16 protein-coding genes are annotated in these 18,245 nt (G+C 60.4%); 8 read left to right on the top strand and 8 right to left on the bottom strand.

What is annotated here, in order from left to right:
- Positions 1–43: 43 nt before the first annotated feature.
- On the bottom strand, positions 44–1,024 hold the full coding sequence (locus tag JNB89_RS15130; RefSeq protein WP_220362741.1) for a TAXI family TRAP transporter solute-binding subunit: 981 nt from the start codon (positions 1,022–1,024) through the stop codon (positions 44–46).
- 336 nt (positions 1,025–1,360) lie between these two features.
- Here JNB89_RS15130 and JNB89_RS15125 point away from each other — a divergent pair, with 336 nt between their 5' ends.
- Positions 1,361–2,098 carry a TetR/AcrR family transcriptional regulator gene (locus JNB89_RS15125; protein WP_220362740.1) on the top strand — a complete coding sequence of 246 codons (738 nt, stop codon included), beginning with the start codon at positions 1,361–1,363 and terminating at the stop codon, positions 2,096–2,098.
- A gap of 118 nt (positions 2,099–2,216) precedes the next feature.
- On the opposite strand, the gene JNB89_RS15120 is transcribed toward JNB89_RS15125, so the two are convergent.
- The gene (locus tag JNB89_RS15120; RefSeq protein WP_220362739.1) at positions 2,217–3,194 is read right to left on the bottom strand and encodes a TAXI family TRAP transporter solute-binding subunit; all 978 of its coding nucleotides are present in this window, start codon (positions 3,192–3,194) and stop codon (positions 2,217–2,219) included.
- Between the two features lie 455 nt (positions 3,195–3,649).
- On the opposite strand from JNB89_RS15120, the gene JNB89_RS15115 reads away from it, so the two are divergent.
- Positions 3,650–4,594, top strand: coding sequence for a LysR family transcriptional regulator (locus JNB89_RS15115; protein WP_220362738.1), 945 nt, complete (start codon positions 3,650–3,652; stop codon positions 4,592–4,594).
- Between the two features lie 98 nt (positions 4,595–4,692).
- Positions 4,693–5,769: an aromatic ring-hydroxylating dioxygenase subunit alpha gene (locus JNB89_RS15110; protein WP_220362737.1), complete on the top strand. Its 1,077-nt coding sequence runs from the start codon at positions 4,693–4,695 to the stop codon at positions 5,767–5,769.
- Positions 5,770–5,802: 33 nt separating this feature from the next.
- Here JNB89_RS15110 and JNB89_RS15105 read toward each other — a convergent pair whose 3' ends face one another.
- The 5 genes from JNB89_RS15105 to JNB89_RS15085 form a co-directional block, all read right to left on the bottom strand.
- Positions 5,803–6,465, bottom strand: coding sequence for a carboxymuconolactone decarboxylase family protein (locus JNB89_RS15105; protein ID WP_220362736.1), 663 nt, complete (start codon positions 6,463–6,465; stop codon positions 5,803–5,805).
- Between the two features lie 165 nt (positions 6,466–6,630).
- The gene (gene paoC / locus JNB89_RS15100) at positions 6,631–8,841 is read right to left on the bottom strand and encodes an aldehyde oxidoreductase molybdenum-binding subunit PaoC (RefSeq protein WP_220362735.1); all 2,211 of its coding nucleotides are present in this window, start codon (positions 8,839–8,841) and stop codon (positions 6,631–6,633) included.
- A 3-nt stretch (positions 8,842–8,844) separates the two neighbouring features.
- Positions 8,845–9,795, bottom strand: a complete 951-nt coding sequence (locus JNB89_RS15095) for an FAD binding domain-containing protein (protein WP_220362734.1) — start codon at positions 9,793–9,795, stop codon at positions 8,845–8,847.
- The gene (gene paoA / locus JNB89_RS15090) at positions 9,792–10,451 is read right to left on the bottom strand and encodes an aldehyde dehydrogenase iron-sulfur subunit PaoA (RefSeq protein WP_220362733.1); all 660 of its coding nucleotides are present in this window, start codon (positions 10,449–10,451) and stop codon (positions 9,792–9,794) included. The genes JNB89_RS15095 and paoA overlap by 4 nt, the downstream gene beginning before the upstream one ends.
- A 73-nt stretch (positions 10,452–10,524) precedes the next feature.
- Positions 10,525–11,511, bottom strand: a complete 987-nt coding sequence (locus JNB89_RS15085; RefSeq protein WP_220362732.1) for an aldo/keto reductase — start codon at positions 11,509–11,511, stop codon at positions 10,525–10,527.
- Positions 11,512–11,870: 359 nt separating this feature from the next.
- Between JNB89_RS15085 and JNB89_RS15080 the strand changes: the two genes are divergently transcribed.
- The 3 genes from JNB89_RS15080 (at position 11,871) to JNB89_RS15070 (ending at position 15,035) form a co-directional block, all read left to right on the top strand.
- Positions 11,871–13,082, top strand: coding sequence for an arabinose transporter (locus tag JNB89_RS15080; RefSeq protein ID WP_220362731.1), 1,212 nt, complete (start codon positions 11,871–11,873; stop codon positions 13,080–13,082).
- Between the two features lie 112 nt (positions 13,083–13,194).
- A complete protein-coding gene (locus JNB89_RS15075; RefSeq protein ID WP_220362730.1) occupies positions 13,195–14,220 on the top strand; it encodes an aldo/keto reductase in 1,026 nt (341 codons plus the stop codon).
- Positions 14,221–14,267: 47 nt separating this feature from the next.
- Positions 14,268–15,035: a glucose 1-dehydrogenase gene (locus JNB89_RS15070; RefSeq protein ID WP_220362729.1), complete on the top strand. Its 768-nt coding sequence runs from the start codon at positions 14,268–14,270 to the stop codon at positions 15,033–15,035.
- A gap of 18 nt (positions 15,036–15,053) precedes the next feature.
- Here the strand turns inward: JNB89_RS15070 and JNB89_RS15065 are convergent, their stop codons facing one another.
- Entirely contained in the window at positions 15,054–15,962 is a 909-nt protein-coding gene (locus JNB89_RS15065) for a LysR family transcriptional regulator (RefSeq protein ID WP_220362831.1), read from the bottom strand.
- A gap of 472 nt (positions 15,963–16,434) precedes the next feature.
- Between JNB89_RS15065 and JNB89_RS15060 the strand changes: the two genes are divergently transcribed.
- Together JNB89_RS15060 and JNB89_RS15055 are read left to right on the top strand one after the other, a co-directional pair.
- Positions 16,435–16,758: a carboxymuconolactone decarboxylase family protein gene (locus tag JNB89_RS15060; protein WP_220362728.1), complete on the top strand. Its 324-nt coding sequence runs from the start codon at positions 16,435–16,437 to the stop codon at positions 16,756–16,758.
- A 251-nt stretch (positions 16,759–17,009) separates the two neighbouring features.
- Positions 17,010–18,191, top strand: a complete 1,182-nt coding sequence (locus JNB89_RS15055; RefSeq protein ID WP_220362830.1) for a porin — start codon at positions 17,010–17,012, stop codon at positions 18,189–18,191.
- Positions 18,192–18,245: the final 54 nt, after the last annotated feature.

Here is an 18,245-nt window from a genome sequence, read left to right as displayed (position 1 = left end):
TTGCGATTCCGCGCCACATTCTGTAGCGGGGCCGCTTCCTCGCCTATTCCATATAACCGTGTTCCCGATAGTAGCGTTCAGCTCCGGGATGAAGCGGCGCGCCGACACCCTGCCACATCACATATGGGTCGATCGGATAGGTCATTGCCGCAATGTCAGACGGCTGGTGGCGATAGCGCGCTTCAAGTTCGGCACGTTGCTCAACCATGATCGAGGTAACAAGGTAGGCAAGTTCCTCGTCCATGTCCTCGCGCACCAAGATTGCCCAGTTCGACCAGTCCAAGCATCGCACGTCTTCAGACGCCCGCAGATAGCCTTTGGGAAGAATTCCGGGCCTCAAGCCATACTTTCGGGTAAGCGCTTCCAGCGCGGGCGCCTCGTACGGCAAGAATCGCATTGGAACTTTTTCAACCAACTCGCGCCATTGCGGAACAACGATTGCCTCATTTATCACGGCATTCGCCTGCCCCTTCGTCACGAACGGTATGCAGATCCGAGGGAAATCATGTTCCACCCACTGGCCGCCCCACGCTTCAACCTCGATGCCATGTTCTTCCAGAACCCTATCGATCACCCACATCATCAGGTTGTCACGCGTACGAAAACCACTCGCAAGCTTGAGGGGGAACTTGCGATCGCGCAGGTCCTGGAAAGAGGTAATGCCAGTGTCTTGCCTAATCGCGAAGACAAGTCGATCGTTTTGGGGAAGCCAGCCCAACGACCGGATGGGGGGTGCAGGGCCGTCATCCGCAAAGTAGTGGCTGCCTGCGATGGCCCATTCCGGTGTTAGGTTATATGGAGTCGTAATGGTGAGATCCACCTCGCGGCTCAAGAGCGCGCGAATGTTATCGCCGTACCCCGTTCCGGTTTTGATCCAGAACGTCGAACCTGGTTCGGACTGCCAGCGCAGATGCGCCAGTATCCATCCCGCGATCGCATGAAAGTTCGCATTGCCCCAATCTGCCATGGCCTTGAAGTCGACCTTGGGACCGGTGACTTTCTGTCCTCGCTGCATTTGTCCCATTCCTGCAAATCCTCCTATGTGATGTTGGTAGAGGCGTTGGCCGTCTTGGGCTCGAATGACTGCGCGTCGAACAAGGCGCATTCATTCACACCTTGCCGACAGTATATACGTACTGTCAAAACTAACAAGCATCGCAAGCATTCGCGAACAAAGGCGTAACATTGCACCCTCCACTGAGTCTCGGCGCCTCTTGACATGTGACAGCGCCCCAGCGAACATTCGGCCGCGTCAGCGCCGCGGACACAACTATGTCCACCCATGTTCTGCGGACCTGCTCAGGCGAGCATGTGGTTCGGCTCTGCCTAGTCCCCACCCACTCTATCGGAGGTGTAGCGAATGACCCGTGACGAGAAGATTCTCCGTAGCGAGCGGAAAGAGGCCACACGTGAACAGATCTTGATTGCAGCGACCAAGTTGCTCGCGCAACATGGCTACGCCGCGCTACGGGTCGCCGCTGTGGCGCAAGAGGCTGGTATCTCCCTCGGTGGCTACCTCCATCACTTTGCGAGTAAGGAATCTCTCGTCGTCGCAGTGCTCGAGCGCTTGTCTACGCGCGTACTGGACGTGGCGAAGCAGGACGCTGCACAGGACACGGGCAAGGAAGATGTCCTTCTGCTGATCGCGAACAGCGCGCAACGCTTCTATTCGACGCCTGAATTTCTCATTTACCTTGATATTTTTCTGTCGACCCGTCGCCACACGTTCGTCGGCGACACGGCCATTACACTCGCGGCGTCGCAGCGCACGGCAATTGAGGCGCTGTGGCTGCCTCATTTGACGGCGCGCGGCATCGACGGCGATGATGCAATCCTGGTAATTCGTGCACTATGGGGGCTGGCTCGGGGGCTCGCCATTTCTTCCTCGCGTGAAGACGTGAAAACCGGCTCATCCGCAACGATGACCTTAGTCATCGCCGCAATACGCTCATCGCATTTCCGTGACAGCGTGTCCCACAAAGGTGGAGAACAGACGCGGGGCTTAGCCGGTGACGACAAAAATGCAACCAAGGTGAGTCGCCTCCGTCGGCCGGACAAGCGCCACGCCTCGCGCGCCCCCCGCAGCAGAAAGAATTGAAGAGCGATGCAATCATGACCGTAATTGACCGCGTGAGCTACAAGCCCGTCGGCGAGCGTGGAAAGTGTTCGCGAGATTGATGACGGGCTGGAGACGTGCTCTGACCAGCTGAACGCGCTTATTTCATGTAGCCGTGCTCGCGGTAGTACCGCTCGGCGCCAGGATGAAGCGGTGCGCCAACGCCTTTCCACATCGCGTAGGGGTCGATCGGATAAGTCATGGGTGCAATGTCGGCTGGCAGATGCCGGTAGCGTCCCTCCAGCTCGGCGCGTTGTTCAACCATAATCGAGGTAACCAGATAGGCGAGTTCTTCATCCATGTCTTCGCGCACCAGAATCGCCCAGTTTGACCAATCGAGGCAGGTCACATCCTCAGGCACCCGCAGATATCCCTGACGAAGCACACCTCGCCGCAGCCCGTATTTTTGGACGAGTCTGTTCAGCGCTTCTGGCTCGTACGATAGAAAGCGCATGGGCACCTTCTCAACAAGCTCGCGCCATTGCGGCACAACGATCGCTTCGTTAATGACCGCGTTAGCTAGGCCGTTTGTCACAAACGGTACGCTGATTCGGGGAAAATCATGCTCGAGCCATTCGCCCCCCCAAGCTTCGACCTCGATGCCGTGCTCTTCCAGGACCCGGTCGACCACCCACGTCAAAAGATTGTCCGATGTACGAAGGCTGGTTGCTAGCTTAAGCGGGAACTTGCGATCGCGCAGGTCTTGGAACGAAGTAATGCCGGTATCTTCCCGAATGGCAAAGACAAGTCGATCGTTCTGCGGAATCCAACCCAAGCTCCGGACAAAGGTTGCGGGCGGCTCCCCCGCGAAAAAATGACTGCCCGCGATCGCCCATTCCGGTGTCAGGTCATAAGGCGTGGTGATAGTAAGGTCAACTTCGCGTGTCACAAGTGAACGCAGATTATCGCCATAACCGGTTCCCGTGCTGATCCAAAATGTCGACCCCGGCTCCGACTGCCAACGCAGGTGCGCGAGTATCCATCCCGCAATCGTGTGGAAATTCGCATTACCCCAGTCGGCCTTGATCTTGAAGTCAATCCGGGGGCCTCTGACCTTCTTCGGTTCAATAATCTCCATCTCTTCCATTCCTCCGATGCGGTGTTAGTAATAGAACTGAACTTCTTTAACGATCCCGAGGGGACAGTTCGCTAAACAGCCAGAGCCGTTCCTCGCCGACAGTATATACGTACTGTGAAGACCGACAACCCTTTTGCGTGAACTAGGCCTGAGCGTTAACGCGTAGGCACTGGAGGGATATTGACAGGCAATGCTGGCCCGGCAAACAATCAGGCCGCGGGTGAAACGCAGGCACGGAGACTACACGCGTGTCGCGCAAGCCACATTGGAGCAATGACATTGGTCCGCTCTCCGGTAGCCCCAATACTGCCTACTGAACGAGGTGTATCGGATGCCACGCGAGGAAACGTTCAACCAAGCGAGCGGAAAGAGGCAACGCGAGAACGTATGCACCTTGCTGCGACTAAACGGCTCGACGGGCACGGCCATGCTGCGTTTCGAGTCCAGCGTCGGCAATGGAAGAGGAGTTGACCGTGGATGTGCAGCAGCTAAGATACTTCGTTTCAGTTTCGGAACTCGGCGGGTTTGCCAAGGCATCTGATGTTCTCGATGTGCCACAGCCGACGCTGAGCCGGCAGGTTCGTAACCTGGAATTGTCAATTGGCACGAGTCTCTTTCATCGACATGGAAGGGGTGTCGCGCTCACAGACGCAGGTGCCCATTTCCTGTCGAGGGCGCAGGAAATACTCCGTACTCTCGATCGGACGCTATCGGAACTCCGAAAAGGAGACGCCCGACTTCGAGGCCATATCGTTTGCGGCGTAACGCCGACTGTGGGGCGGATGATGATTCCGGAGTTTGTCCGGAGCTTTAACGCAAAACTTCCGCTGGCGCGTTTGAGCATGCTTAACCTGCTGTCGTCGCAGCTACACGATCAGTTAAGAGCGTCAAGAATTGACTTTGCTATTCATCATAGCCCGCCCACCACCAGTAACGCGGCGATGACGCAATGTCTAGGCACCCAGGACCTGTATCTGGTTGGACGATACCCGGTCGGTCCGGATGCACGCGTTGTCGAAGTGAAAAGACTGGATGGCGTGCGTCTCATCATGCCCTCGTCGCCTCATGTTACCCGACAACCGCTTGAGGCCGCGGCCGCCCGGCAGAATATCGCGCTTCAGATCGACATCGAGGTCGACGCGGTCGATTCGCTGTTCGATCTGGTCAATTCAGGGTATGCCCACACGGTCTCGACCCGTATCGGCCTCGCTACCGACTGGGCGCGCCCCAGTCTTGTAGCTCAGCGCCTCGTCAACCCGGCTCTTACGACCCATCTCTTTTTTTCGGCGACGGCAGACAGTGCGTCGCCCCTTCAGAGAGTCTCCCGGGAGTTGGCGCTCATAGCGTTTAGGTCGACGTGCGGGCACCTGGTGAATCCACCCCATCCGGAAAACGAATAGGAGAATTAACGGCGTATCAGATTGATCGCCGGGAGGCAGGTGCTGATACTTGAACCACTGATGTTCTGCTTGGGTCAGCTTTGATTGGAGCAAGGAATATGTGGATCAAGAATGCCTGGTATGCGGCGGCCTTTTCGGACGCAGTGACGGTCGATCCGGTACCTGTCACCTTACTGGATACACCGATGGTGCTGTTCCGAGGTGACGGCGGCAGGTTGGCGGTGCTCGAAGACCGCTGCCCCCATCGGAGCGTTCCGCTCTCGTTCGGGCGACGAGTCGGCAACACGATCCGTTGCCGCTATCACGGACTGCAGGTCGACACCACCGGCGCATGCGTAAGAATCCCTTGCCAGGAACGGATTCCGAGAGGCGCCAAAGTAAAGACCTATCCGGTGATCGAACGGCACGGGCTCGTCTGGATCTGGATGGGGCAGCCGGAGGGCGCGGACGAGGCTAGCGTGCCGGATTTTTCCTACCTGGATGATCCGGCATGGACCGCGTGCGTGGGATATCACTTCGTAGAAGCCGACTATCGCCTCATCAACGACAACCTGCTCGACCTCTCCCACGAGTCCTATGTTCATGACACGACGATCGGGAACGACGCAGTCGCGCAGGCACCCGTGTCGGTCGAGCGCACGCAGACGCAACTCAGGGTACATCGGACTATCCTGAAGTGCGACCCCCCGCCGTTCTACGTGAAGGCAACCGGCTTTACCGAGCCAATCAACCGTTGGCACACTACGATTTTTACCCCGCCGGCTACGCACATTATCGAAAACGGTTCTTACCCCGCGACTGCCTCCCGCAACCAAGCGCTTGAACGGCGTGTCCTACATGCCATCAGCCCTGCCACGCGCACGAGCTCCCATTATTTTTGGGGCGTCGCGAGGCAGTACCGCCGCGGCGATGCGGCGTTGACCGAGTACATCCGAACACAGACGGCCGCGACCTTCGACCAAGACAAGGAAATCCTAGAGCTTCAGCAGCAAGCGCTGGCCCGCTCCGGCAAGCCGCCCTTCTCGCTGGCTTTCGAGACGGATAGTGGGCCGATACAGGCGAGGAGAATGATTGATCAGCTAGTCGCCAGCGAAGCCGCCCCTGTACCCGCGCCCGCTGGAGATAATGCTGGCACGCTCCGATCCATTTCTGCACAACTTCGCTCATACCCGTGAACTGATGTAGCGCAGCGACTTAGTGATCCATCGCTACCGCAGTTGCCGCTCCAACGCTTCGTCCGCGCGTCGTGCGGCCTGTCGGTCTACCCGATCGCCCAATACCTCGCAGAGCTGTTTCAATTGACCAGCGGAAAGCCCGACATTCATGCTGATGCGTATATGCGCTTGCAGCTGCGCATCGAGCCCTGTCATCGCGGCGAGCATGCTTACCGTCGCCAGTTCGCGGCTCTGCCAATCGAGATTGTCGCGCTCAAAAATATCGCCGAACAGGTGAGTCTTCAGGAATCGGTCAATCGCCGGTGCAAAATTGAACAATGCGCCTTTCACCGGGCCGCCGGACAGCTTCGTCTGGTTTGCGGTACCGGCAACAAGCAATGCCTCACCGGTTGGCACAGGGCGACCGGGTGCCTGACCTTCCGCATCTTGCAGCCCCGCCTCCTTGCGCGTATCCACCGTCTTCATCAGCGCGCCGAGCGCATTGAGGCTGCGCGGAAAACCCGCATAAGCATAGAGCTGCACTAGGATTTCCCGAACCTCGCTGATCGTCAGACCGGTGTCCAGCCCGTCATTCAACGCAGCAGTGAGTTTATCGAGATCGCCTGCGGCGGCGAACGCCGCGATGGGCACGATCGCTTGTTGTCTGTCGGTCAGCGCTTCGATCGGATTCGAAAAAGAAGTTTGCGTGTTTGCCATACCTGTGGAGTCCTTCTGTGAAGTTGCGTGCGCCGGTACGGCCAGTATGTCGATGGCTAGAGCCAGTACCGATGCGCGTAGAAATCTCTCGATGGCCCCGCCTCGCGAGCGAGCCGTGATAAAGATGCCGAACGATAGATGTCGCATTGTCTTCTGCCTGAAACGTCAAGCCAGTGCCGGCAATCGATCGAGAAACTTGTCGAGCGTGATCGGATATTGACGCACGCGCACGCCGGTCGCGTTGTAGACAGCATTCGCAACAGCAGGCGCGACGCCCGTGAGACCGAGTTCGCCGACGCCCTTTGCCTTGACCGGTGAGATGAGCGGATCGACTTCGTCGATGAATGCGACGTCGAGATGCGGTATGTCGGCATGCACCGGCACCTCGTAGCCAGCCAGGTCATGGTTGATGAACAAGCCGAATCGCTTGTCGACCGCCATCTCCTCCATCAGTGCGGCGCCGATTCCCATCGTCATTCCGCCGATCACCTGGCTGCGTGCGGTCTTCGGGTTCAATATGCGGCCGGCCGCACACACGGCCAGCATTCGGCGCACGCGGATTTCGCCGGTGAACGCGTTCACGCCGACTTCGGCAAAGTGTGCGCCGAACGTCTGAATCGCGAACTGTTTCGGCAAGTCGCCGAACTCCATGCTTTCCTCGACGATGAGCGGCCCGTCGTCCGCCGCGCGCGCGAGCGGCACGCGTCTGCCGCCGGAACGGATTTCGCCCGCGGCGAACTCGGCCTCGGCAATGTGGAACCCGAGCCGCCGAGCGATCCGCTCACGCAGCTTCGTGCACGCGGCATAGACGCCCGCCGTCACGGAGGCCGCGCCTTGTTGTCCGCCCGAACCGGGCGTCTCAGGAAAGCTCGAATCGCCTAAGCGGACAACGACTCGATCGATCGGCACGCCCATCATTTCGGCCGCGGTCTGTTGAACGATCGTATAGCTACCGGTTCCGATGTCGGTCATGTCGGTTTCGACCGTGACGATCCCGTGGCTGTCGAGACGCACGCGTGCACCGGCTTTGGCGATGGGCGCACCGCGGATCGCAGCAGCCATGCCGGTACCGACGAGCCAATGACCGTTGCGGACTTCCCCGGGCCGGGCTTGTCGGGCATTCCAGCCGAAACGTTGCGCGCCAGTGCGCAGACACTCGACGAAAGGACGCGACGAGAAAGGCCGTTGCGGAAGCTCGGGATCGAACTGCGTGTCGTTCCGAACACGAAACTCGACAGGGTCCATGCCAAGCTTCTCGGCCATCTCGTCCATCGCGATTTCGAGTGCCATCAGCCCCGGCGCTTCGCCGGGCGCGCGCATCGCGTTGCCCTCGGCCAGGTCGAGCGTCGCGAGCCGGACGCGCGTCATCCGGTTCGGGCCGCCATAGAGCATCCGCGTCGACAACGTCGTGGGTTCGGTACGCCCGCCGGCGAGATTGCCAGACCAGCTTTCGTGTCCGATAGCGGTCAGCTTTCCGTCGTGCGTGGCGCCGAGCCGGATCCGCTGAATGGTCTTCGGACGATGAATTGTGTTGTTGAACATGATCGGACGCTGGAGCGCGATCTTGACCGGGCGCTGCACGATTCGTGCCGCCACCGCGGCGAGCACGAGATCCGACTGCACGGTCCCCTTGCCGCCGAAACCGCCTCCGACGAACGACGAGATTAAGCGAATGTTTTCTCGCGGTATGCCGAGAATGGCGCCAAGATCGCGCGTCCCCCAGTTCATCTGTTGGATCGACGTCCAGCACGTGACGCGATTGCCGTCCCATTTCGCAATCGACGCGTGCGGTTCCATCATTGCGTGTGCATGGTCCGGAACCGTATAGGTCTCGTCGACCCGGACGTCGGCATCGGCGAACGCCTGCTCGAAGTCTCCGACCTGCGTGTCTGTTGGGCCACCGAACGCCATCTGACGCGCGACCGGCGCCGTGTGGACCTGATCCTCAAGGTCGAACTGCCCGTGGCGCCGATCATACTGAACGTGGACCAGCGTGGAGGCCGCGCGTGCCTGCTCGAACGTCTGCGCGACGACGACGGCCACCGGCTGATGGTAATGATCGACGTCCGGCGCCGCGAGCATGCGCTGCACATAGAACTGGCCGACGCCGAGTTCGCCGGCATTTCGATACGTGACGACGGCAAGCACGCCGGGCGCGGCCTGCGCCCGGCGTGTATCGATCGACGAGATCCGCCCCTTCGCGATGCTCGCGCCGAGGATGTAGCCATAAGCGACGTTTGGCCCGATGTCGTGGTACTCGTACGCATAGGTCGCCGTCCCGGTCGTCTTCAACCGGGCTTCGTAGCGGTCGTGCGGCTGACCGACGACCGTCAGCCGGTCGATGGGATTCTGTCCTGCACGCGTGTCGAACTTCATGGATCAGCCCCTCGCTCGTTCCATCACATAGGCGAGCGTGCGCTCGACCAGCGGGATCTTGAATGCGTTGTGCTGCGTCGGCTGCGCGTCTTTCATCAACTCGCTCGCGACGGCGGCAGCGCCGCGTGGCATCGCGCCGTCTGCGGCCGCGATGCGCCACGGTTTCGGTGCGACCCCGCCCAGCGCGACGCGGCCACTGCCGTCCGGGTGAACGATCGCGGCGACCGACACGAGCGCGAAAGCGTACGAAGCCCGATCGCGGACTTTGTGATAAAGCTGACGACCGCCGACCGGACGCGGAAGCGTCACTGCAGTGACGAGCTCGCCGGGCGCGAGCGCAGTCTCGACATGCGGCGTCGTGTCCGGTAAGTGATGGAAATCGGCGATCGGGATTGTCCTCGCCTGCCCGTCGCTGCGAACGGTTTCCACCGATGCGTCGAGCGCACGCAGTGCAACGGCCATGTCACCCGGATACATCGCAATGCAGCTTGCGCTGCCCCCGATAACCGAAAGTTGGCGCGTGTATCCGCCGAGCGCCGCACAGCCGGAGCCGGGCGTACGCTTGTTGCACGGCAGGTTCGGATCGTAGAAGTACGGACAGCGCGTGCGCTGAAGCAGGTTTCCGCCTGTCGTGGCCTTGTTGCGCAACTGTCCGGATGCGCCCGCAACGATCGCGCGCGCCAGTACCCCATAATCGCGTCGCACGCGAGGATGCGACGCAAGCGCCGTATTGGTCACCAGCGTGCCGATTCGCAGTCCGCCTTCCGGTGTGTCGTCGATATGGTCGAGCCCGATGTCCTGAATGTCGACGAGGTGCGTCGGCGTTTCGATCTCAAGCTTCATCAAGTCCAGCAGGTTCGTGCCGCCGGCGATGAACTTTGCACCGTCGCGCTGCGCGACGATGCGCGCCGCTTCGGCAGCGCTTTTCGCCCTTTCGTAGGTAAACGCCTTCATATGCGACTCCCCGCAGCTTCGGCCATCGCATCGGCGATGTTCGAATACGCGCCGCAGCGGCACAGGTTGCCGCTCATCCGTTCGCGCAACTCGGCACGCGTCGCCACTGCGGGCGCCGTCAGGTCGTCCGTCACGTGGCTCGGCACGCCGGCCTTGATTTCGTTCAGCACCGCAACGGCCGAACAGATCTGACCCGGCGTACAGTAGCCGCACTGGTAACCGTCATGCTTGATGAACGCGGCCTGCATCGGATGAAGTTCGGACGGCGTGCCCAACCCCTCGATCGTCGTGATCGCGTCGCCGTCATGCATCACCGCGAGGCTGAGGCAGGCGTTGATCCGGACACCGTTTACGTGAACCGTGCATGCGCCGCACTGCCCGTGATCGCAGCCCTTTTTCGTGCCGGTCAGATGCAGGTGTTCGCGCAACGCGTCGAGCAATGTGGTACGGGGATCGACGTCGAGCTGTCGATCGCTTCCGTTGACGTTGAGGTGGACGCGCATCGCGGTCGTCATCGGCGACGACTCGCTTGGCCCTGCCTCCCCGGGCGGCGGCAGCGCATTGGCGGTATCGGGTAGAAAAGGTGTGACGGCGGAGACAGCGCCGACGATCAGAAGATGACGTCTCCTCGCATTCAGTTGGTTCGAATCGTCCATATGTCTGCGTTCCTCTCATTGCAGCGGGCGCGTGTCGGTTGAACGGCAGCGAGCGCACTTTCGATAACCCGGTTCACCACGCATATGCTTCGGGCGCGGTGCCCCCGGGTCCCGGCCAGATTTCATCAAGGCAGCGAAGCGTGTCGTCGGACAGTGCAATATCCAGCGCCCGCAATGCGGATCTCGTCTGCTCCACGGTTCTCGGCCCCACGATGGGCGCAGTCACCGCTGGGTGATGGAGCAGCCACGCCAATGCGACGTCCGCGGGGCGCTCGCCGAGGTCCTCGCATAGCGACTCCCAAGCCTCCAGCTGTTGCCGATGGCGCGTGATCTTGCGCGCCATCTCGGGCGTGGCTCGCCGCCCCTCGAGCATCCCGCGCAATACGCCGCCCAGCAGCCCACCGGCCAGCGGGCTCCACGGAATCAAACCCAGTCCATGATGAAGACACGACGGGATCAGTTCGAGTTCGACGGTTCGCGCGGACAGGTTGTAGAGACTCTGTTCGGAGATCAGCCCCATGAACTGACGCGACCGGGCCGCGGCTTGTGCGGTCGCGACGTCCCAGCCGGCAAAATTGCAGCTGCCGATATAAAGTACTTTCCCCTGCTGCACCAACAGTTCCATCGCCTGCCAAACTTCTTCCCAAGGTGTCGACCGGTCGACGTGATGCATCTGGTAGAGGTCGATATGGTCAACCTTCAGCCGCTTCAGGCTGTCTTCGCAGGCGCGGCGGATATGGTAGGCCGACAGGCGCCTGTCGTTCGGGCCGATGCCCATCGGTTGATAGACCTTGGTGGCGAGGACGATGCGGTCACGACGGCCGCCTTGGGCGATCCAGCGTCCGATGATCTCCTCGGAGATGCCGAAGCCCTTTTCAAGGTCGGGGGACTGTGGGCCGCCGTAGACGTCGGCTGTATCGATGAAGTTGATGCCCGAATCCAGCGCGGCGTCGAGAATTCCGAAGCTGGTGGATTCGTCTGCCACGTCACCGAAATTCATGGTGCCGAGACATAAACGACTGACTTTCAGGCCCGAGCGTCCGAGGTGTACGTATTGCATGCTGATGCCGCCGATCCAGGTTGCGGGGTTCCAGTTGGGTGGCCTCACATCGGCAACTGCGGTCGTTCATATTCCGACAGGCATTGCGCGACAATGCGGCTCGACAGGACTTTACCGGGAACGATGGTTTTCGAAAGCCCCCTTTCATTTGATGGCCCTGTGAGCGGCGCGCAACAACAGGCGGCTGTCCCCCGAATCGACAACGCATCCGTCACGCGTTTGTGAATGCAACTCATTGGTCCGTCAACCGAACGCCGGCTAACCAAACCGGGACCGTTACGCTAAATTCGATGTCCAGTAGCCCGTACGATACGCCGAGCCGATGCTGAACCGATCGACGCTGCCTCGCTCACCACTCGTTGAAAATACCCGTGACACCACCGCAATATCATTCGGCGGCAGCCGACCGCTCTTTGCTGCCGCTGATGAGCTGCGTATTCACCGTGTTCCTGGTCACAGGCGCGGCGCTGCCCGCTTTGCCGCTGCACCTCCACCGCGATCTCGGTTTCGGCACATTCACCGTCGGTCTGGTGTCCGCCGCCCAGTTCGCGTCGTCGCTGGCCTCCCGCCTGTGGTGCGGGGCAATTGCAGACCGGCGGGGACCGAAATTCGCCGTCTCCACAGGGCTTGGATTGACCGCGACGGCCGGACTCCTGTACCTGTTGTCACTGACGTCCTCCAGCAACCCGTCACTATCGGTCGCGATCCTGCTCATGGGCCGCGCGTTGCTCGGTGCCGCCGAGAGCTTCATCATGACGGGCTCGCAAAGCTGGTGCCTCGCTCTCGCCGGTCCGGGCAATGTCGGCAAATCGATCGCGTGGATCGGGACGTCGATGTTCGTCGCACTGGCGGCCGGTTCACCGCTCGGCAGCTTTCTGTTCGACGCATTCGGATTTGCTTCGATCGGGCTTGCCACTTCCGCAGGCTCGGTCGTAACGATGCTGCTGATCCGCCCGGTTACGGATGCCAGAACCCGGTCCGAAACGGCCAAAGCCGTCGGGAAAGTACTGAAAGCCGTCTGGCTGCCGGGGCTGGGCATGGCATTTCCCGGCCTCGGCTACGGCATCATGACGGCCTTCTCCGTGCTGCTTTTCGTTCAACGCGGCTGGCAACCCGCGTGGCTCTCCTTCACCGCATTCGCCTCAGCGCTGATGGTTGCACGGTTTCTTTTCGGTGCCTTGCCCGATCGCCTCGGTGGAGCGCGTACCGCGGCCATCTTCGTCACCCTCCACAGCGCCGGCATGGCACTTATCTGGGCCGCCGCGGCTGCATGGCTTGCGTTTGCGGGAGCGGCACTTGCGGGATTCGGCTACGCGCTCGTTTATCCGGGATTCGGCATGGAGGCCGTAGCACGGGCGCCAACAGACACCAAAGGGCTAGCGATGGGTGTCTACACTGCGTTCATCGATCTCGCGTTCGGCGTCTTTGCGCCGCTGCTTGGTCTTGTCGCCAATGTCACGGGGCTCCGCGCCATCTTTCTGATCAGCGCGATTCTCGCCCTGCTCGCGTTGCCGATCGCGATGAGACTGCGTTCGTCCGCTGAAGGCACTCGAGACGCGCATCTCGCGTGACCCGTGCGCGGCGGTTCCTTTTGATCGCGTGTGTCCAGCCCGTTTCCTGTGCAGGTCGCCATCACGGTTTCGTGAACGCTCTATTCATAATCTCGCTCATTCGGAGAATCGCATGCAATACGTCAATCTTGGCCGGACCGGCCTCAAGGTCTCACGCCTTTGTCTGGGCTGCATGAGTTATGGGGAACCCACCCGATTGCCCCAGCCCTGGTCGTTGGACGAAGAGGCATCTCGCCCGTTTTTTCGTCAGGCACTCGAGGCAGGAATCAACTTCTTCGATACGGCGAACATCTATTCGGGCGGCAGTTCCGAGGAAATTACCGGGCGCGCGCTACGCGACATGGCGCGACGCGAAGAAATCGTTGTCGCGACGAAGGCATTCTTTCCGTGGAAAAATTCGCCCAATACCGGTTTCCTTTCGCGCAAGGCGCTGTTCCAGTCGATCGACGACAGCCTAAAGCGACTTGGCATGGACTACGTCGATCTGTACCAAATCCATCGCTTCGATCCTGGCACGCCGGTCGAGGAGACGATGGAAGCGCTGCATGACATCGTCAAAGCCGGAAAGGCTCGCTACCTGGGCGCCTCGTCCATGCAAGCATGGCGTTTCACCAAGATGCAGCATGTTGCCGAGCGCAACGGCTGGACGCGTTTCATTTCCATGCAACCGCAGTACAACCTGCTCTATCGCGAGGAGGAGCGCGAAATGCTGCCGCTTTGCATGGATCAGGGCGTCGGCGTCATTCCATGGAGCCCAATGGCGCGAGGCAGGCTGACACGCGACTGGAGCGAAAGCACTGACCGAACGAAGAACGATGCGTTCGCCATCCAGATGTATCTGAATACGGAAGAGCAGGACCGGAAGGTAATCGACGTAGTCGTCCGGCTTGCCGACAATCACGGTGTTCCACGGGCGCACGTGGCGCTCGCGTGGCTGCTCGCGAAGCCCGGTGTGACCGCGCCGATCATCGGTGCGACAAAGCCCGAACATCTTGCAACGGCGATCCGGGCGCTAGACTTCTCGTTGACCGACGATGAAATCAACGGGCTGGAAGCGCCCTATATCCCTCATCCAGTCGACGGGATCGTTCCGCCGCTTCCTGATGGCCCCGCAACGCTTACTCCGCCACGTAACTGAAAGGCAAATACATTGACTTCGACGGTCTTCCACTAGGGAAATGGAACATGAATCCGATCTATGACTTCAAAGGCCAGGTGGCCTTCGTAACCGGGGCAGCGATGGGCATGGGTCTCGCTGCAGCCCGTGCATTTGCGCAAAGCGGTGCGTCGGTGGTGCTCGCCGATCGCGATGGTGACCTCGCGGTGCACGAAGCACGCAAGATCGTCGACGAAGGCGGCATTGCGACCGGTGTCGCATGCGACGTCACCGACGAAGCGCAGGTCGCCGCTGCGGTCGATCGCACGGTCTCGAAATACGGCCGGCTCGACATGGCATTCAATAACGCCGGCATCCAGGTGCCGCCCAGCGATGCGGCGGACGAGCCGGCCGACCATTTCCAGCGCGTGGTAGCGGTCAACCAGTTCGGCGTCTGGGCAAGCATGAAACACGAACTGCGCGTGATGCGCGCGCAGGGATCCGGCGCGATCGTCAACAACTCGTCGCTCGGCGGGCTGGTCGGCCTGCCCGGCCGTGCGGCCTATCACGGCACGAAGCATGCGGTGCTGGGGATGACGAAGAGCGCTGCCATCGAATACGCGCCACGCGGAATACGCATCAACGCCATTTGCCCCGGCACGATCGATACACCGATGGTTCAGGACATGCTGAAGGGGCAAGCCGATGCGATGAAGGTGATACTGAAGGACCGGTCGATCGGTCGCCTTGGACACGCAGACGAAGTGGCCGCCGCCGTGCTGTGGCTGTGCAGTCCCGGTGCGAGTTTCGTCGTGGGCGTTGGCTTGCCCGTCGACGGCGGTTTTACGGCCCACTGAAGCGAACTGGTGCCGGGCTCAGAGGCCGAGTGGTCGAAGCTCCCGCACCAGTTCAATCAACAGACGAAGGCCCGTCGGCATCTGCCGGCGGCTCGAATAATAGATGTGGAATCCAGGCTCGCGGGGCGCCCACTCCGGCAACACAATACGCAGCCGGCCCGCGCTGACGTAGGGCGCGACCAGCGGTTCGGGAAAGTACATGAGCCCGGCGCCGCCCAGTACGGCAACGAGCCCCGTCTCGGCATGGTCGACGATGAGGGACGATGGAACAGCCACAGAAAGTTTCTCGTCGTCCCGTTCGAACTCCCAACGATAGATACGGTCGTCGCCAAGCCGATTGGCCACGCAGCGATGTTGCAGGAGGTCGTTCGGATGACTGGGGGCGCCGAATCGATCAATATAATCGGGCGCCCCTGCCACGACCCAGCGAATATCGGCGGAAAGCCGCTGCGCAATCATGTGTTCCGGCACGGTGCCGCCGTAGCGGATACCTGCATCGAACCCGCCTTCGGTAACGTCGATCATCCGATTGCTCGCAACGATGTCGAGTTCCACGCCGGGAAAGCGCTCGATAAACGTCGGCAGTACGGGAGCGACAAGCAGCGTTGCAGCTTCGACGGCAACATTCACGCGAATGCGGCCCGCCGGCGCATCGCGGAAGCGATTCAACGTCTCCATCGCGTTGTCGATTGCCTCGAACGGCTGACCGATCGACGTCGCGAGCGAGTCGCCGGCCGCCGTCAACGTCACGCTTTTGGTCGTACGGTTCAGCAGGCGAACCCCGAGCCGGTTTTCGAGCCCCTTCAGCGCATGACTGAGCGCGGAAGCACTGACACCCAGCTCGATCGCAGCACGACTGAAACTCCTGTGGCGAGCAATGGCGAGAAAGTAAATCAATTCCGCGATGTCGGTTCGATTGGTTTGCATCACTCGGACGCTCCTCGGACATTGGTGATCTGGTTGCAGGCCGGTACGAACAACGACCTCCCTATGTTGTAGGCAGCGCACAGATATTCCATGGCGATTCCCCCCATATGGTTATGGCGCGGATGACGACGCGCAACGCGAAATCACACAATCTCGGGTGCCGGATCGTCCGTACCTTTCTGCCGAGCTACGTGGCCGCTGACGATGAATGGAAACGCGTCTCGGCTTTCCGCTGCTTTAGTTTCGTTTATCGAAACTTGGTTCATCGGTTTGATTCCCGTTCCAAAACAAGCATACCCTCCGTCTACCGAGGCCCGCTGGCTGGACTCGCGCCCAGGCATACAAGCCACCTCGCACCAGTCAACAGGCCGCGCGAAAGCCCGCCCGCTCGAAGCCGCACATCGTCTTCGGACGGTCAGCGATATGTAGCCCCCGCCGCGAATCGGTGAACCTTACCTACAGCATCCTTTTCATGAAGACAAATCCTCGAACCCCGTCATCGCAAAGACTGGCGGATGCGAACCCGGAAGCCATGCAGCACTACAACAGGATGCGCGTCGCGATTTCGACGTCCACTGCTTTCGATGGTCGCCTCAGTGAAGTCGTGCTCACGGCGCAGTTTGCCGTGTTGGGACACGAGTTCCCCTTCAAGATCCATGCGCGTCGCGCAATGGAGCAAGGCATGACCGTAGATGCGCTGCGTGCGCTGTTGATGGCAGGACTCGGCGTGACCCTTGTCGCGAGCGAAGTGGGACGTGCCCTCGCCTGGCTGGACGAAGCGACTATCGAAGCGTGACACATTGTCGCTCCTTTAATGCCGGATCGCACTGTTGTTCGACGATTGGTTCCGATCATCGGCACTGATTCCGTTTAATTGACGGTACTCCAGGCGACGGATAGATTTCGAAGCGCGTGCTCCTGTTCGGCTGTAGAGCGGTGGTTATCGAAGCCTTGGCTCGCAACGCCGGTGACAGCGAGGCCGTGCGCATGTCCATTCTCGAATGGCATCGCGTTCATACACCTACTACAAGACATTGGAGACAGATGATGCGAAAGCAGTCATTGGCGCTTGCCGCGCTTGGCATGTTCAGTTTATCCGCCTATGCACAAAACAGTGTGACCTTGTACGGGGTCATCGACGAAGGTATCAACTACAACAGCAACGCGAGCGGAAAGCGCCTTTACAACCTCTCCAGCGGCGTCATGCAGGGGAGCCGGTGGGGACTGAAGGGTCGTGAGGACCTCGGCGGTGGACTGAGCGCCCTCTTCGTACTAGAAAGCGGCTTCGACGTTAATAACGGCAAGATGGGGCAAGGCGGCCTGCTATTCGGCCGACAGGCGTATGTCGGCATCGGCAGCCGATATGGGACCGTGACGCTCGGCCGTCAGTACGACATGGTCGTCGACAATCTCGGCCCGTTTATCGTCGGGGATCAATGGGGCGGCTACATGGCCGCGCATCCAGCCGATCTCGACAACTTCAATAACACGTACCGAGTCAACAACGAAATCAAATACACGAGCCAGCCAATCGCCGGGCTCACGTTCGGAGGCACTTACTCGCTCGGCGGAGTCGCCGGCAACGTCAGCCGTAATCAGATCTGGTCGCTTGGTGCGAATTATGCCAACGGCGCACTTCTGGCGGGTGTCGGATACTTGAACGTCCGCAATCCCAACACGTCCTTCTACGGAGGTGGAGGTTCGCAAGCCGCCACGACTGGCGGAGTCCCCGGATCGAACCTCGGTTCGTCACCAGTCATCTCCGGATATGCATCGGCTCGTACATTGCAGGTAATTGGTGCGGGTATGGCCTACACCTTCGGGGCCGCTACAGTCGGAGCGACATACTCGAACACCCGGTTCATGAGTCTCGGCGACAGAACCAGCGGTCCGGTGCCAACTGGCGGTATCTCGGGAACCGCAACCTTCAACAATGTAGAAGCGAACTTCAAATATCAGATCACTCCTGCTCTCGTAGCCGGCGTCGCGTACGACTACACCCACAACAGCGGGGCCGCAGGTCAAGCCTCGGCAACGTATCATCAGGGATCGGCCGGCATGGACTATTTTTTGTCGAAGCGGACGGATGTTTACACTGTCGCAACATTTCAGCATGCCCACGGCACGGACTCCACCGGCAAGGCAGCTGTCGCCTCGATCAACCAGCTGACGCCATCGACCTCGGACCGTCAGTTGGCGATCCGCATTGGCATTCGGCACAAGTTCTGATCGCAACTACGGCGGCGCCGGCGCGCTCCGGCGCCCCATGTTGAAGCAGCACAT

The organism is Paraburkholderia phenoliruptrix (genome assembly GCF_019511605.1).
In the GTDB taxonomy this organism is placed as follows: domain Bacteria; phylum Pseudomonadota; class Gammaproteobacteria; order Burkholderiales; family Burkholderiaceae; genus Paraburkholderia; species Paraburkholderia phenoliruptrix_A.
The sequence above is the reverse complement of the archived record's forward strand: the minus strand, read 5'-3'. Positions and strand labels throughout refer to the sequence as shown.